Genomic DNA, 14,338 nt, shown 5'->3' with positions numbered 1-14,338 from the left:
CCTTCCAGGCCTCCACGAAAAACGGCTCTGTTCCCCGCAGGGCCGTTTTTTCGTTGAAATAGAGTTCTAGTTTAAAAATACGTCTTTTTTGTCCAGAGTATGGAAAAATCTCGTACTGGCCAAAACCTCGTACTGACATTCCCTGATCGCTATTTTTTTACGCGGCTCTTCGCGTCTGAGACGATCATCGGCCCGTCCGGGAATTGCAGCGACAAAGCTGAGATCGCTCATACCGTCAAAGTGATTGTGCAAAAGGCGCTGCAGCTCTTCGCGATCGTCCGTTTGCGGCAAAGGCTCGGCTCTCGGCAAAACCTTCATATTGTGGGCCTTGGCGAGATGGGACAATCTCAACGCTTTCAAACCGGGCTGAACAGGCGAAATCAAAAGGGGCGGTTTTTCGAAATCCGCATGATCAACGGCCTTCAGAACAAGGCGCGCGATCGACATTCTTGAAAGCAGACCCTCACGAACGGCGATGAAGTCAGGCTGGCGCTTCATCAACACGCTGTACCTTGCCAGCTGCGCCTTGGCTTCTTCCAGCATAAGTTCATCCGGCATCAAGCGGGTCAAGGCACGGAAATTGAGCTTTTCCCGACTAAACATCCTCTCGCCGTAGACTTCCTGCATACGCGAGCTGACCGGTGACACTCGATCTCCACTGAAAGCAATCGTTACGCCGAAAAGAACCCGATTGCCGACTTTCTCAGCCGTTTCCTGCAGCGGGCGAAACTCACGGGGCCATAGTTCTGTAGCTACAAGAGCGCCGACAGCACTCAAGCGCCCTTTTTCGGCGAGCTCGCGCAGGGCGCGGTCAACCCCGAAAGCGAGACCGTAATCCAAGGCACCAAGTGTTATTCGCTTCATCTAAATCCGGCGGGCAAATAGCAATTATTCAGGCACATCCCTGCGTCATTCGCCCGCGCAATGCAAGTCCGTTGTGAACTCAAGCACTATGCCGCAGTTGTCCTATCTAAAACGGACCGGCTCAAAAACCGGCTCGATCGGACCATCAACCTTGTAGACGATCAACCTTTCAAGGCTGACACCTTTAACCTTGCGCTCAAGCTCGGCAACCTCTTCGACCCTTTCAAAAACTTTCTGAAGGTCGTCCGCCTTGTTACGGCGATCTTCGGTGACATAGAGCCCGGACTTTGCCAGCAGGCTGTTGTCGGGTGGTGGTGTCATCAGATACCGCACGCGTTCCGTCACCTGGAAAACCGGCAGCTTGTCTTTGAAAAGAAAGTCGAGTTGCCCGTTCAGGCCATAGCTTGTTGTCGCAATGAAGGCGGCATCTTCGGCGTCCGCAATGGCCTGAACCGAAGAGCCAATTTCAGTCCAGCCGCGCAATTGAAATGTCGGATCCTTGCGCGCGAACTGTCCGGAGATGGGAGCAACTGCATGCAATTGAACAGTCAGAGCAACAACGACACCCAACAGGACCCCGATGGCCCCAACCCGTTGCCACAATAATGCGCGCATTCTAACGTTGGCCACGAATACGGCTGCCATGATTGCAAAGGCGGGAAACAGGGGAGCAGGCCAGTTAGCCTGCACTCTCGCGTGAAAGGAATGATAAAGCAGATAGAGCAAAAACGGGGCAACGCTCAAGAGCATCAGTGATGGTGCGTTTTCTCTCGCTTTTAAGCCCTTCGTCATTTGGTAAGCGCCGAAACCGGCGAGAACAGCAATCAACGGATTGAGCAGACCGACCAGCGCACCAAACAATTCAAAGACATATTTCGAAGTGAAACCGCCTCCGCCCGCTCTGCCGAATTGCTTATAGAAGCTTGCCCACTCGTGCGCGTGGTTCCAGTAGAGCACAGGAGCAAAGCACAACAGAGCGGTCAGTCCTCCTGCCCAAAGCTGCCAACACCCCCACCATCGACGTGCACCCGGCACCCAGATGAGCCAAAACACAATGCCGGCACCCAGAAAGAGTACCGAGTATTTGGAAAGGAGACCGCAGCCGGCCATCAGGCCAACCACCAGCCACCAATTTGCATTTTGAGAGCGATTGAGTTCGGCCAGCGCCCACAGGCTCAGGCCCCAGAACAAGACCGAGGGAGCATCCGGCGTTGCCAGAATACCGCCGATGCCCACAAGCAGGCTGGTGTTTAGGAACAAGACGGCCCAACCGGCGGCATTGCGGCTGAACAAAATCGAGGTTGTTCGCCAAAGAGCAAGAGAACCGATGAGGCCGGACAGGACCACCAGGGCGCGGACTGCAAAAACCGTGTCTCCGAACAGAGCTTGCCCAATCGCAATCCACCAGCCGATCATTGGAGGATGATCGAAATAGCTGAGCGCTGGATTTAGACCCCAGATCCGGTAATAGGCTTCGTCTTCTACGAAATGAGCCTGTGATGCAGCGAACAGCTTCATGGCTGTCAGCAAAGCAATGATAATCACCAGACCGGCCGGCCTCAGAAAGATCGGCTCGCTCTTTGGGTCTATATGTGAAGTCATCTTTACCGGGTCAGTTTCTGCGCCAGGTCAGAGCCGCGCTGGCCGCATAGTTCCAGACAGCTCCCATGACTGCGCCTGCCGTGCCTGCAAACCACCAATAGGCCGGGTCCGCATACATCAGGTTTGCGACCCCCACATTGGCCAACACGCCGACCGAACAGACGGCATAGAAAGTAAACAGGCCAATCACGGCCTGCACACCGCTCAAGCGCCGATCGCGATAGGTCAGCTGGTTGTTCAGGAAGAAGTTGGACGTCATCGCAACAAAGGATGCCGCTGTCTGAGCAAGATTGAACTCCAGTTCGCTCAGCAGAAACAGCCGCAGTGCCACAAGGTGAACCACAAGGCCACTGGCACCGACAAGTCCGAACATCAGAAAACGCACAGAGACGACGTCACCGAAATACTTGGCCAGCAGCAGGCCAAAATAATCAAGCGTCACGAGCGTATCAAGCTTGCTTTCGCCGTGCTGCCGCTCACGGAAAGTGAACGGAAGTTCTTTGATTTTCAACGCTCCGTTTGCGCTGGAAACGAGGTCGAGCAGGATCTTGAAACCTTGTGGCGAAAGCTGTGGTGCCAGGCTTTCCGCCTTTTCGCGCCGGACCATGAAGAAGCCACTCATCGGATCCTTCAGCGTTACGTTTAGAAGCTTTTGCGCCAGACCATTGGCAATATTGGAACCCCAGGCTCGTATCGAAGACAAACCTTCGCCAACCGTTCCGCCATCGACCTTCCGGCTGGCAACCACAAGATCGGTGTCATCCTTTTTCAGGGCATCCAGCATCTTGGGCAGCATGGTTTCGTCATGCTGGAGATCGGCGTCCATCACGGCAACGAATGGAGCTGAAGATGCAAGTATGCCTTCAATGCAGGCTCCAGACAGGCCCCGTCTTCCGATCCTGCGGATCACCCGAACTCGGGCATCTCTTGCAGCAATATTGCGCGCAACCTCGGTTGTTCCGTCAGGCGAATTGTCATCGACGACTATCGCTTCCCAGCGAATGCCGCTCAGCGCAGTTTCCAGAAGACCGACAAGGATCGGAATATTGGCAGCCTCGTTGAAACTCGGCAGGATCACACTGAGTTCGGCGGACCGCGCAGTTGCCGGCGTATCAACGTCCTGGGCCTTGCTCTCTTCCATTTGCACTGCGCTGTCCATTTCAAACCTTATCCGCTGCCATCTTATCCGCCTTGGCAGTTCAAGCAGCCGCAATTCTCACAATTTGCCCGGGACCATAGCCCGCCAGAGATTAAATACTCGAAAACACGAACTGGAACTCTCGGCCCTTGGCGGCGTTGCCCCGGTCCCGGCAGAGACCTTTTAACGGCAACTGTGAAGCAAACAAGGCAATCCGGCAGCTTTGCACCATTCCGATACCTAAGATGAGCAAATCCTTGTGACTTCTGGCGCTTTCGCCCGTCTTGCCCTTGTGACCTGTTTCTTATAGGACAACCGCAACATCACAAATACCGGGCGGTTTGCCGTTTGACGCCGGCCCGCAGGGAACTCGCCAGGATCAGAAGACTTCATGGCCAAAAAACCGAACAAACTGAAAGCCCGCTTGCCGCGCGGCTTCGTTGACCGCACTGCTGACGACATTCGTGCGACGGATGAGATGCTGGCCAATATCCGTGCGGTCTATGAGCAATATGGCTTCGACCCAGTCGAAACGCCTGCCTTTGAATTCACTGATTGTCTCGGAAAATTTCTTCCCGACACCGACAGGCCAAACGCCGGTGTCTTCTCCGTACAGGATGAAGACGAGCAATGGATGAGCCTTCGATACGACCTGACGGCGCCGCTCGCCCGGCATGTTTCCGAAAACATCAATGAAATTCAACTCCCATATCGTACCTACCGGTCCGGCTGGGTCTTCCGGAACGAAAAGCCCGGTCCAGGCCGGTTCCGTCAATTCATGCAATTCGACGCCGACACAGTTGGTGCTCCCGGCGTACAGGCCGACGCGGAAATGTGCATGATGATGGCTGATACGATGGAAGCCCTTGGCATTCCGCGCGGCGACTATGTCATCCGTGTCAACAACCGCAAAGTATTGGACGGCGTTCTGGAAAGTGTGGGCCTTGGCGGCGAACTACACGAGGAACGCCGCCTTACGGTCTTGCGGGCCATCGATAAACTTGACAAGTTCGGTGTTGCAGGCGTCCGTCTTTTACTTGGTGAAGGCCGCAAGGACGAAAGCGGCGACTTCACCAAAGGTGCTGGACTGGAGCCGGCTGCGATAGACACGCTCGTTGCCTTTTTGTCTGGAACAGATGGCATCGAAAACGACGGTATCACCGAACTCAACACGATGGCTGCGATCTTTGCCAGCTGTGGCTACGGCGAAAACAGGATCAAGATCGACCCATCCGTTGTCCGCGGCCTGGAGTATTATACCGGCCCTGTCTATGAAGCCGAGCTGTTGTTTGACGTGACCAACGAAAAGGGCGAAGTCGTTCAGTTCGGATCCGTTGGCGGTGGCGGGCGCTATGACGGACTGGTCAAACGCTTCACCGGGCGCGATGTTCCGGCGACAGGGTTCTCCATCGGTGTCTCCAGACTGATGACGGCATTGAAAAACCTAGGCAAGCTCGGCACCGCTGATGTGGTGGCTCCGGTGCTGGTGACTGTCATGGATGGCGACACGGCAGCCCTCGGGAAATACCAGAAAATGGTTCAGGATCTGCGCACCGCCGGTGTACGCGCGGAGATGTATCAGGGCAATTGGAAGAAATTTGGCAATCAGCTGAAATACGCCGACCGGCGCGGCTGCCCAATCGCGATTATCCAGGGCTCAGACGAGCGCGACGCGGGGGAAATCCAGATCAAGGACCTGATTGAAGGCAAACGATTGTCGGAAGAAATCACCGACAACATCACCTGGCGCGAAAGCCGTCCGGCCCAGGTCACGGTCAAGGAACCCGACCTTGTCGTGACTGTTCAGGGTCTATTGGACGGGCAGGCTGATGATCGCAGACGGGCGCGCGAGGAGTAAGCCATGGATGGCTCGGCACAGATGAACAGACCGGTTCCTTCGAAAATCGAAGCAGTGCTTGAACTTTTCAAGGCGGCAGGTCATGCGGAAGTCAACCCGCCGATCCTCCAGCCCGCTGATGTCTTTTTGGATCTGACAGGCGAGGATATTCGCCGTCGGCTTTATCTCACAAGCGGTTCGGACGGTCATGATCTTTGCCTCCGGCCCGACTTCACCATACCGGTTTGCCGTCATCACCTGGCTCAAGACACAGTGAGCCTTCCAGCCGCCTATTGTTACCACGGCCCCGTGTTTCGGCAGAGACCTGCCGGTCTCGGTGAAATTCCTCAACTCGGCGCAGAAAGCCTCGGGCGGACCGATACCAGCGAAGCCGATGCTGACCTGCTGGCGCTCTCTGTCAATGCACTGGAAACGTTCGGAGTTCGTGAAAACTCCATCCGGGTTGGTGACGAGACCCTTTTTGCTGCCGTTCTTGAAAGTCTGGACCTCCCAAACGTCTGGCGTCGCCGTCTGCGTGACCTCTTTGGCGAAACCGACAAGCTTTCGACTGCAATCGAGCGGATGGCGGGTGGTGCTGTTTCCGACGACGAAGGCCGGGATGTCCGCCTTGGTTTTCTTTCCGCTCTGGAAGGCGCAGACCCTGAAGCGGCGCACGCGGTGGTCGAAGATCTTCTTTCCATAGCCGGGATATCTGCTGTCGGTGGGCGCACACCCAGTGAAATCGCAGACCGTTTTCTTGAGCAGGCTGCGCTTGCAAGCGGCGCACGCGGTCATGATAAAGCAGCCGAAATCCTTTCCGCATATCTTTCGCTGACATCAGACGGTGCGAGAGCCGCATCGGACCTGCGGCAGTTCGGCAACGAATTTGGACTTTGCCTCGACAAACCGCTTGCTGCGTTCGAGCAGCGGATGATGGCTGTTGACCAGAAGGGCATAGACCTCTCTCGCCTGAACTTTGCAGCCGAATTTGGCCGGCGTCTGGACTATTATTCCGGCTTCGTCTTCGAGATCCACGCTTCGAAGGAAACCGTGGAAGGTCCGCTGGTGGGTGGAGGCCGCTATGACAAGCTGGTCAATCTGCTTGGTGCTGAGGAAGATGTTCCAGCCATTGGGTTTTCCATGTGGCTGGACCGGATTGCAGCGAGCGTTGAGGGCTGACATATGAGCAAACTGATCATCGCCATCCCCTCCAAGGGTCGTTTGCAGGAAAAAACGCATGACTTTTTCGGCCGCGCAGGTCTGAAGGTCGTGCAACCAGGTGGCGCACGCAACTACCGCGGCGCGATCAAAGGCCTCGACAGTGTCGAGATTGCGTTTCTTTCTGCCTCGGAGATCGCACGAGCGCTTTCAGACGGCGCAGTACATTTCGGCGTCACCGGCCTGGATCTTGTGCACGAGAATATTGCAGATCCGGGCGTGACCGTGCACATCGTAACGCCACTTGGTTTCGGGCCAGCTGATGTCGTGGTCGCCGTTCCGAAGGCGTGGATTGATGTTGAGACGATGGCAGATCTCTCCGATGTTGCCTCTGATTTCAGAAACCGTCATGGCAGCAGGCTTCGGGTCGCCACAAAATACGTCAATCTGACCAGATCATTCTTTGCAAATCACGGAATAGCCGACTACCGGATCGTGGAAAGCGCTGGGGCGACCGAAGGCGCGCCAGCGGCCGGATCCGCGGAACTTATCGTCGACATCACAACCACCGGCTCCACGCTTCAGGCCAATAATCTGAAGATTCTCTCAGACGGTGTCATGCTGAAAAGTCAGGCCAATCTGGTGGCATCCCTGAGCGCAGACTGGTCAGACGAGGCATTGACAGGTGCCCGGGCCATTCTCGACCGGATTGCCGCGGAAGAGGCTGCCCGCGACGTCAAGTTGGTCAAAGCCGTTGTAGACGATCGGACGCAGGCCCTTAGAGCTGTGAGCCATGTCGGTGCTTTGCAACGCTTTTCTGAAAGCGATGACATGAACCACGTCAGTGTGTTGTGCCCGAAAGATGCAGTTGCGGATTGCGCACAATTGCTGATCGCGGAAGGTGCCGACACTGTCACTGTCGAAACGCTGGACTATGTTTTCTCAAAGGAAAACCGGCTGTTCGCGCCATTGCAGGAAAAAGTCGGCAAATAAGTTCAGCCAGCTTTACACTGGTCGCTTGAAGCCTGCCCGTGCCTTCTCGATCTTTTCCCTGCAGCAGCACCCTTCCAGATGGTCGTTGACCATACCCATGGATTGCATGAAAGCGTAGACCGTTGTCGGGCCGACAAAGCTCCAGCCACGCTTTTTGAGATCCTTGGACAACGCCGTGCTTTCCGCTGTCTTGCCCAGCGTCTTTGCAGTTGGAAAATCAATTTTTTCCGGTCGATCTTCCGTCTTTGGCTCAAATGACCAGAAATAGGCTGCCAGAGAACCGAATTCTTTTCTGAGTTCAAGCGCCCTATTGGCATTGTTGATGGTGGATTCGATTTTCTTGCGATGGCGAACAATTCCACTGTCATTCAGACAGCGCTCGACATCCTTGTCCGTGAATTTTGCCACACGCTCGAACTCAAAATTCGCAAATGCCGCCCGAAACCCCTCACGCTTACGCAAAATGGTTAGCCAGGAAAGGCCTGACTGAAACCCCTCCAGGCAGACCTTTTCAAAAAGCCGACGATCTTCATCAACCGGCCAGCCCCACTCTTCATCGTGGTAGCGCTGGTAATCCTCCAAACCGCCGTACCACCAGCAACGACTTTGCCCGTCCGAACCAACAAGCAATCCAGTGTCAGGATCCGGTTCGGCTTTTGCTGCAGGCGCGCTTTTCTGCTCGGTCATGACCCACTCAATATTCACTGTTTGTTCTCTATCTGTTAGGCCAAATTGACGGTGTTGGCAAGGCAGCAAAAAAGCTGGTGAAGGCAAACAAAAAAAAGCCCGGCAACAGCCAGGCTTTTTTGGGTCTCCTGCAGAACGATTGCTGATCAGGCGAACAGTGCGTCGATGTCGTCCTGCGTCGCAACATCGGCATCCGTTTCCAGTGCCGGCCCGTTGAGAAGCGCAGCGTCGCCTTCCTTGAGGTTTCGCTCTTCGATTTCGAGTTCCTTGAAGGTTTCAATGCCACCCCAGATATCCATCATCTGGATGATCCGGTCTTCCACAAATCGAAGTGTGGCGACCACCTTGGTGATGCGCTGTCCTGTCAGATCCTGGAAGTTACAGGCTTCAAAGATGCTGATGACCTTTTCCTGGATGTCGTTCGCAAGTTCGGCATCCTCCGCACCAACCCGCGCAGACAATGTGTTGGCGGTCTCGTCAATAAATTCTGCCGAGGCAAGAATCGTTTCGGTTGCGCCTTCCGTTCCAACCACAACAGCATCAAGTTCATTGGTCACCCGGGTCATTTCTTCACCCTTGGAACCCGTTGTGTGATGCAGTGTCGCGATTTCCTTTTTGGTCTGAGCAATCGCTTCATACATGGCGTCCAGCTCGACCTTCAGCTTGGCAGCCTCCGAAAGCTCCTTGCGGAACTCGGACATGAATTTTGCGCCCATTTCCTCCGGGTCAAGGGCCTGCTGTTCTCCAGCACCCTTGCCCATCATGGCCTTGAGGCTGGCAATCTCCGCCAAGACTTCCTGGTGACGGCGTTCTTCTGCATATCCGGGGTCATCGTTTGCCCCTGAATTCATACGTATCAAGCTTTCCGCTCGAAAGGATCTTTTCACCGCGGCCATGCTTACTCCCGTCCCTAGCCCCTTTGGCGATTGAAATCGCTGCGAGAACCATCTTTAACAGCGGAAGTTTAAAGAATTGTTTTTTCAGTTCTCGGAGCAAATGGACCGACGCTTTGCACTCTGGAAACAGTTTAATCGCTTCCCTCATTGAAGTGCTTTGGCTATCCTCCCGCGACAAGAACAAGGGAATGGCCTGGCGCATGACAACACACGAAACCGCAGAGCCTGCCCGGCTACTGCCCGCTCCAATGTGATGGTGAAGCGTTAGATTCCCTTATGAAAATCCTGCGCTCCAATTTGCTGATTCTTTTGATGACCGGATTTTTTTGTTCGTCTCCGGTGCAGGCGGCGAGTGAATCCTTTTCCATGGAAGAAATCATGGATGGGTTTGAAAAGACGGTTTTCGGCCTTGAATATCGCAGTTGGAGCTGGCGGCCATACCTGGTGAAGAAATTCACCCGGCCTGTGCTTTTCTATGTTCATAATCTTTCCGCCCGTGACCGTCGAAATACCGTGAACCGGTTCGTAAAGGAAATTGGCAAACGAGTGGGCGGTCTGACGACTGCGATCACCAATGACCGGGCAAGCGCTAATTTTGAGGTCTACGTTGTCGACAGGGTTCAGTACGAACCGGTCGTGCGCAAGGACATTTATAAAAATGATCGCGCCCGTGTCCCCGGCAGATGTCTCGTCCGGGTTGTCTCAGGTCGCAACGGTATAAAGAGGTCGGCAGCCGTCATCGTTTCAGACGAGGGCGAGTTCTTGTTCCGACGCTGTCTGGTCGAAGAAATCCTTCAAGGGCTTGGTCCCATGAATGACGACGCTGCACTGACCCACTCCGTCTTTAACGATTCTTCCCGGCACAGCAGGTTTACGGTTTTCGACCAGCTGATTCTCAACATGCTTTACGACCCGCGCATAAGACCCGGCATGTCAAAACAACAGACCAAGGACATCTTGCCGATTGTCGCGCGGGATGCACGACGCCGCGTTCGTTAACCAAAGTTTCTTCAAAAGAGCAAAAAATTCAATATCGATTGAATTCGTGCGCATAGTCGCAGCACGATAGATAGTATTTTATTAAGCCTGTTCTTCAACTAAGAAATAACCATAAGAAACGATTACTTCGTTTCTCTGACTCAGATTCACTTTTGACTGAGCGGCAGCGCTTATCATCCTTGCCAATCCGTTAACCGGCGCTTGTAAATGCCGGTGAACGTGGTCGATCACAAGTTTATGAGTACTGCCATGTTCTTTTTGAAAAAAGTTACGAGTCTGGCTTTGGTTGCCGCAAGCGCCCTGGTCGTTGCTACCGGTATTCCGGGCGCACAAGCGTTGGCCGGTCAGGTGTCACCACCTCCGCTGGTATTGAGCCCGAACCTGACTGAACCCTGGGTGCTGCAACTTCAGCCACGCGCACAGCGCCGTGTGGCCGCGCCTGTACAACGTCGTCAGGTGGTTCAGCCGCAGGTTCGCCGCGCAAACTGGTGGTCACCACGCCAGCAGCCGGTTCGTCAGCAACCGCAGCGCCAGGTGCGTCAGCCGCAAAGCCGACAGGTTAGCCCGCAATTCCTGCCAACCGTTGTTGACTATCACGGCAAGCACAAGCCGGGCACGATCGTGATCGACACCAACGCACGCTACCTTTACCTGGTGCAAAATGACGGGACTGCCCGCCGTTACGGGGTGGGGGTCGGCAAACCGGGATTTGAGTGGGCCGGTTCCCACAAGGTAACCCGAAAGGCCGAATGGCCGGATTGGCGCCCACCTGCAGCGATGCGCAAACGTCGCCCGGAATTGCCTGCTTTCATGGCTGGTGGGCCTGAAAACCCGCTCGGCGCCCGCGCACTTTATCTGGGATCGACACTTTACCGTATTCATGGCTCAAACCAGCCATGGACCATTGGACATGCAGTATCATCGGGATGTATCCGCATGCGAAACGAGGACGTGATGGACCTTTACGAGCGGGTGAAAGTCGGCACAAGGGTGCACGTAATCTGAGCACGGATGGCTCCGACAAGAGTTAGTGGATCAAGAAACGCGCGGGTCTTTTCCTGCGCGTTTTCTTTTCGCAAATCTGCTCAAGCCTTGCACGTACACGGGTTTGTCTGCAGTTTATCTTTCCAGAAAGCTCATTCCCATTGAGCAACAACCGAAGTTATCCCGGCCCGTGGCATGACAGACTTTTCCAAATCCTTCTCGGCCCGTTCCGACGCAGCCTATTTCGTAAAGGCGGCGCTCGTCGGTCTGCTTGTCGGCGGATTGGCCACGGGTTTTCATTCCGGACTGGAATTTATTTTTGCCCAATATGGTAACCTCAGAGCTTTGCTCGGGTCAGGCTATCTGCCGTATCTGGTCTCGATTTGCATTTCGGCTCTTTGTGTAACGGGTGCGTTCCTGCTGGTTCAGCGTGTCGCACCTGAAGCAGCGGGCAGTGGCATTCAGGAAATAGAAGGCGCCATGGAAGACAAACGGCCCCTGAACTGGGCCAGAGTTCTCGTGGCCAAGTTTTTTGGCGGCCTGCTGGCGCTTGGTTCCGGCCTGGTTCTGGGGCGCGAAGGCCCCACCATCCACATGGGGGCAATGACAGCCGAGGCGATTTCAAGATCGGGCAACGTGACCGCTCCCGAACACAAAGGCCTGCTGGCAGCCGGTGCGGCCGCCGGACTGGCAGCCGCCTTCAACGCGCCCCTGGCGGCGATCCTATTCATTGTGGAAGAGACAAGACGGCAATTTCCCTTTTCTTACCGGACCTACATGGCGGTTATCATTGCGTCGATCCTCAGCGCAGCCGTGATGGAGGAGCTGACCCATATAGGCCCCATTCTTCTGGTCGAAGTCAGCTACATACCCGTCTGGAGTTATCTGCTGCTTGGCCTTCTAGGGATTTTTCTCGGCGCGCTCGGTGTCTTTTTCAATTATGCGCTGATCGCGGTAATGGATCTTTTCTTGCGCATTCCCAGAGGGTTGCGCTGGCTTCCCGCCCTGGCCATCGGCGCGCTGACCGGTATTCTCCTGAATGCCTTTCCAGATGCAACAGGCGGCGGCGAGGATCTTGTTCATCATCTGATTGCCAGCAATTACGGCGTCTACGCACTGTTGCTGCTGACCTTGCTGCGCTTCGGCGGGGTCTTGTTTTCCTATGCATCCGGCGTCCCCGGCGGAATTTTTGCACCCATGCTATCGATCGCCACATGTGCTGGTCTCGCATTTGGTGTCGCATCGGTTGAATGGTTGCCGATCGAATCGGACTTCCGCGCTGCCTGTGCAGTTGCCGCCATGGGCGGGTTTTTTGCCGCGTCGGTCCGGGCTCCGCTCGTCGGCGTTGTGCTGGTAATGGAATTGACGGGCGCCTATGCGCTGATCATGCCGGTTCTGGTGACTTGCACAACGGCCTCGTTGACGGCGCACCATCTCGGTGGCCGGCCCATTTACGAACAGCTTCTTGAACGGACACTCAGACTGGCGGGTGAAACCGTCGATGACGAGAAAGACAAAACCCCGGTACAGCTCGGCACCCGCGAGAGCTAAAAAGGCTCACCTATTCCGCGGCCTCGGGTGCATGCAGAACCGTTGCGAGATCTTCGGGCTCCGGACCCCCGTAAACCCAGTCCAGCAGTTCCGCTGTATGTAGGATGGGTATCTGCGTGCCCAGACCGATCTGGGTCATGCAACCAATATTGCCCGTTGCGATAACATCAGGTCGGGTGCTTTCAATATTGGCCACCTTCCTGTCGCGCAGCTTCTGGGCGATCTCCGGCTGAAGAATGTTGTAGGTTCCAGCCGACCCACAACACAGATGCCCATCCGGCACCTCTTTCACTTGAAAGCCCGCAGCGCTCAGAAGGTCCTTTGGCTGGCGCGTGATTTTCTGGCCATGTTGCATGGAACAGGCCGAATGGTAGGCAACCGTCAGATCCGGTCGTAACCGAGGCTCGCCAAGATCAACTCCGGTCAGAAATTCGGTCACATCCTTTGCAAGAGCTGAAACCCGCGCAGCCTTTTCTGCGTAGGCGGGGTCGTCTTTCAGCATATAGCCGTAGTCCTTGATCGTCGTGCCGCAGCCTGATGCGGTGATAAGGATCGCATCAAGCCCCTCGCCCGAGGCTTCCGCCGACCAGACGTCCACGTTACGACGGGCATTCTCGAGCGAGGCTTCTTCCTTGCCCATATGGTGCACCAAAGCACCGCAGCAGACTTCGCCCTTCGGCAAAACGATTTCATAACCGGAGCGTCGAAGCAGCCTGATCGTTGCGTCGTTGATGCCAGGGTTCAGCACTGGCTGAGCGCATCCGCTCAACAATGCCACACGTCCCTTGCGGCTTTTCTGTTCAGAAGCAAAGACACCCGGGCCTTCCATCTGGCCACGCATTGGTGCTCTTGACGGTGCAAGTTCCAGCATTGCGCCCATTTTGGCGAAGGGGCCACCGAAGGACTTCAAAAGTCCGGCCAACGGCCGTCCGAAATAGGCACCTATCAGAGCGAACCGGAACCTTCTGGGATAAGGGAGCACAAACGAAAGAACCGAACGCATCAGACGGTCGGTCAAGGGTCGCTTGTAGGTCTTTTCAATATGCGCCCGGGCATGGTCGACCAGATGCATGTAATGCACCCCGGAAGGGCAAGTGGTCATACAGGCCAGGCAACTCAGGCACCGGTCGATATGCTTGACGACCTTCTCGTCTGCCGGACGGTCGTTCTCCAGCATGTCCTTGATCAGGTAGATCCGCCCGCGGGGACTGTCGAGCTCATCACCCAGCAATGTGAAGGTTGGACAGGTCGCAGTACAGAAACCGCAATGCACACATTTGCGCAGAATTTTTTCAGATTCCGCAACGTGCCGGTCCTTCAGCTGTTCTGCAGTGAAATTTGTCTGCATCGCGTTCCTGTGTCCCTCGCCTTCGACAATCGCTGGCAGATCGTACGGGCTCACAAATGGGGGCACAAGGTGCCTTTCCGGCACAAACGTTTTGCCTGATTGGACAATGAAGCGATCTGGCGAATGCCTTTCACACCAGGCAAATCGAATGTGAATACGAGATAAATGACATCCTCAGAAACAGTTCAAATCCGGCGAACTAGATGTTTGATCCCAGATTTTGATGGTGCAGTCTTTTCTCCCGAATGGAAGGATGCACTATGGGACAGGTTTTACACGGG

12 protein-coding genes are annotated in these 14,338 nt (G+C 55.2%); 6 read left to right on the top strand and 6 right to left on the bottom strand.

Annotated features, from left to right (window positions below; genetic code table 11):
- Positions 1–66 precede the first annotated feature (66 nt).
- The 3 genes from Q0835_RS04155 to Q0835_RS04145 all read right to left on the bottom strand — a co-directional run bounded on the left by Q0835_RS04155 (position 67) and on the right by Q0835_RS04145 (position 3,607).
- On the bottom strand, positions 67–864 hold the full coding sequence (locus Q0835_RS04155; protein WP_298822620.1) for a ChbG/HpnK family deacetylase: 798 nt from the start codon (positions 862–864) through the stop codon (positions 67–69).
- Between the two features lie 102 nt (positions 865–966).
- Entirely contained in the window at positions 967–2,466 is a 1,500-nt protein-coding gene (locus tag Q0835_RS04150; protein WP_298958643.1) for a glycosyltransferase family 39 protein, read from the bottom strand.
- 10 nt (positions 2,467–2,476) lie between these two features.
- Positions 2,477–3,607: a glycosyltransferase family 2 protein gene (locus Q0835_RS04145; RefSeq protein WP_298959486.1), complete on the bottom strand. Its 1,131-nt coding sequence runs from the start codon at positions 3,605–3,607 to the stop codon at positions 2,477–2,479.
- A gap of 388 nt (positions 3,608–3,995) precedes the next feature.
- On the opposite strand from Q0835_RS04145, the gene hisS reads away from it, so the two are divergent.
- From hisS to hisG, 3 genes are read left to right on the top strand one after another with little or no spacing between them, the layout of a single operon-like run.
- Positions 3,996–5,462: a histidine--tRNA ligase gene (hisS, locus tag Q0835_RS04140; protein WP_298958640.1), complete on the top strand. Its 1,467-nt coding sequence runs from the start codon at positions 3,996–3,998 to the stop codon at positions 5,460–5,462.
- Positions 5,463–5,465: 3 nt separating this feature from the next.
- Positions 5,466–6,620: an ATP phosphoribosyltransferase regulatory subunit gene (locus Q0835_RS04135; RefSeq protein WP_298958637.1), complete on the top strand. Its 1,155-nt coding sequence runs from the start codon at positions 5,466–5,468 to the stop codon at positions 6,618–6,620.
- Between the two features lie 3 nt (positions 6,621–6,623).
- Positions 6,624–7,592, top strand: coding sequence for an ATP phosphoribosyltransferase (gene hisG / locus Q0835_RS04130; protein ID WP_298958634.1), 969 nt, complete (start codon positions 6,624–6,626; stop codon positions 7,590–7,592).
- A 12-nt stretch (positions 7,593–7,604) separates the two neighbouring features.
- On the opposite strand, the gene Q0835_RS04125 is transcribed toward hisG, so the two are convergent.
- Entirely contained in the window at positions 7,605–8,279 is a 675-nt protein-coding gene (locus tag Q0835_RS04125; RefSeq protein ID WP_298958631.1) for a DNA-3-methyladenine glycosylase I, read from the bottom strand.
- A 146-nt stretch (positions 8,280–8,425) separates the two neighbouring features.
- Entirely contained in the window at positions 8,426–9,175 is a 750-nt protein-coding gene (locus Q0835_RS04120) for a protein phosphatase CheZ (RefSeq protein ID WP_298822614.1), read from the bottom strand.
- 312 nt (positions 9,176–9,487) lie between these two features.
- On the opposite strand from Q0835_RS04120, the gene Q0835_RS04115 reads away from it, so the two are divergent.
- From Q0835_RS04115 to clcA, 3 genes are all read left to right on the top strand, one after another.
- Positions 9,488–10,174: a DUF2927 domain-containing protein gene (locus Q0835_RS04115; RefSeq protein WP_298958629.1), complete on the top strand. Its 687-nt coding sequence runs from the start codon at positions 9,488–9,490 to the stop codon at positions 10,172–10,174.
- A 249-nt stretch (positions 10,175–10,423) separates the two neighbouring features.
- On the top strand, positions 10,424–11,179 hold the full coding sequence (locus tag Q0835_RS04110) for a L,D-transpeptidase (protein WP_298959484.1): 756 nt from the start codon (positions 10,424–10,426) through the stop codon (positions 11,177–11,179).
- 174 nt (positions 11,180–11,353) lie between these two features.
- On the top strand, positions 11,354–12,709 hold the full coding sequence (gene clcA / locus Q0835_RS04105) for a H(+)/Cl(-) exchange transporter ClcA (RefSeq protein WP_298822612.1): 1,356 nt from the start codon (positions 11,354–11,356) through the stop codon (positions 12,707–12,709).
- A gap of 10 nt (positions 12,710–12,719) precedes the next feature.
- Here clcA and glcF read toward each other — a convergent pair whose 3' ends face one another.
- The gene (gene glcF / locus Q0835_RS04100; protein ID WP_298959481.1) at positions 12,720–14,057 is read right to left on the bottom strand and encodes a glycolate oxidase subunit GlcF; all 1,338 of its coding nucleotides are present in this window, start codon (positions 14,055–14,057) and stop codon (positions 12,720–12,722) included.
- Positions 14,058–14,338 lie beyond the last annotated feature (281 nt).

Source organism: uncultured Roseibium sp. (assembly GCF_947499295.1).
Taxonomy (GTDB): Bacteria; Pseudomonadota; Alphaproteobacteria; order Rhizobiales; family Stappiaceae; genus Roseibium.
The sequence above is the reverse complement of the archived record's forward strand: the minus strand, read 5'-3'. Positions and strand labels throughout refer to the sequence as shown.

Excerpts from the sequence above, each read along its gene's own strand:
- Q0835_RS04155 (WP_298822620.1), bottom strand. The coding sequence starts at position 864 with ATGAAGCGAATAACACTTGGTGCCTTGGATTACGGTCTCGCTTTCGGG.
- Q0835_RS04150 (WP_298958643.1), bottom strand. The coding sequence starts at position 2,466 with ATGACTTCACATATAGACCCAAAGAGCGAGCCGATCTTTCTGAGGCCG.
- Q0835_RS04145 (WP_298959486.1), bottom strand. The coding sequence starts at position 3,607 with ATGGAAGAGAGCAAGGCCCAGGACGTTGATACGCCGGCAACTGCGCGG.
- hisS (WP_298958640.1), top strand. The coding sequence starts at position 3,996 with ATGGCCAAAAAACCGAACAAACTGAAAGCCCGCTTGCCGCGCGGCTTC.
- Q0835_RS04135 (WP_298958637.1), top strand. The coding sequence starts at position 5,466 with ATGGATGGCTCGGCACAGATGAACAGACCGGTTCCTTCGAAAATCGAA.
- hisG (WP_298958634.1), top strand. The coding sequence starts at position 6,624 with ATGAGCAAACTGATCATCGCCATCCCCTCCAAGGGTCGTTTGCAGGAA.
- Q0835_RS04125 (WP_298958631.1), bottom strand. The coding sequence starts at position 8,279 with ATGACCGAGCAGAAAAGCGCGCCTGCAGCAAAAGCCGAACCGGATCCT.
- Q0835_RS04120 (WP_298822614.1), bottom strand. The coding sequence starts at position 9,175 with ATGGCCGCGGTGAAAAGATCCTTTCGAGCGGAAAGCTTGATACGTATG.
- Q0835_RS04115 (WP_298958629.1), top strand. The coding sequence starts at position 9,488 with ATGACCGGATTTTTTTGTTCGTCTCCGGTGCAGGCGGCGAGTGAATCC.
- Q0835_RS04110 (WP_298959484.1), top strand. The coding sequence starts at position 10,424 with ATGTTCTTTTTGAAAAAAGTTACGAGTCTGGCTTTGGTTGCCGCAAGC.
- clcA (WP_298822612.1), top strand. The coding sequence starts at position 11,354 with ATGACAGACTTTTCCAAATCCTTCTCGGCCCGTTCCGACGCAGCCTAT.
- glcF (WP_298959481.1), bottom strand. The coding sequence starts at position 14,057 with ATGCAGACAAATTTCACTGCAGAACAGCTGAAGGACCGGCACGTTGCG.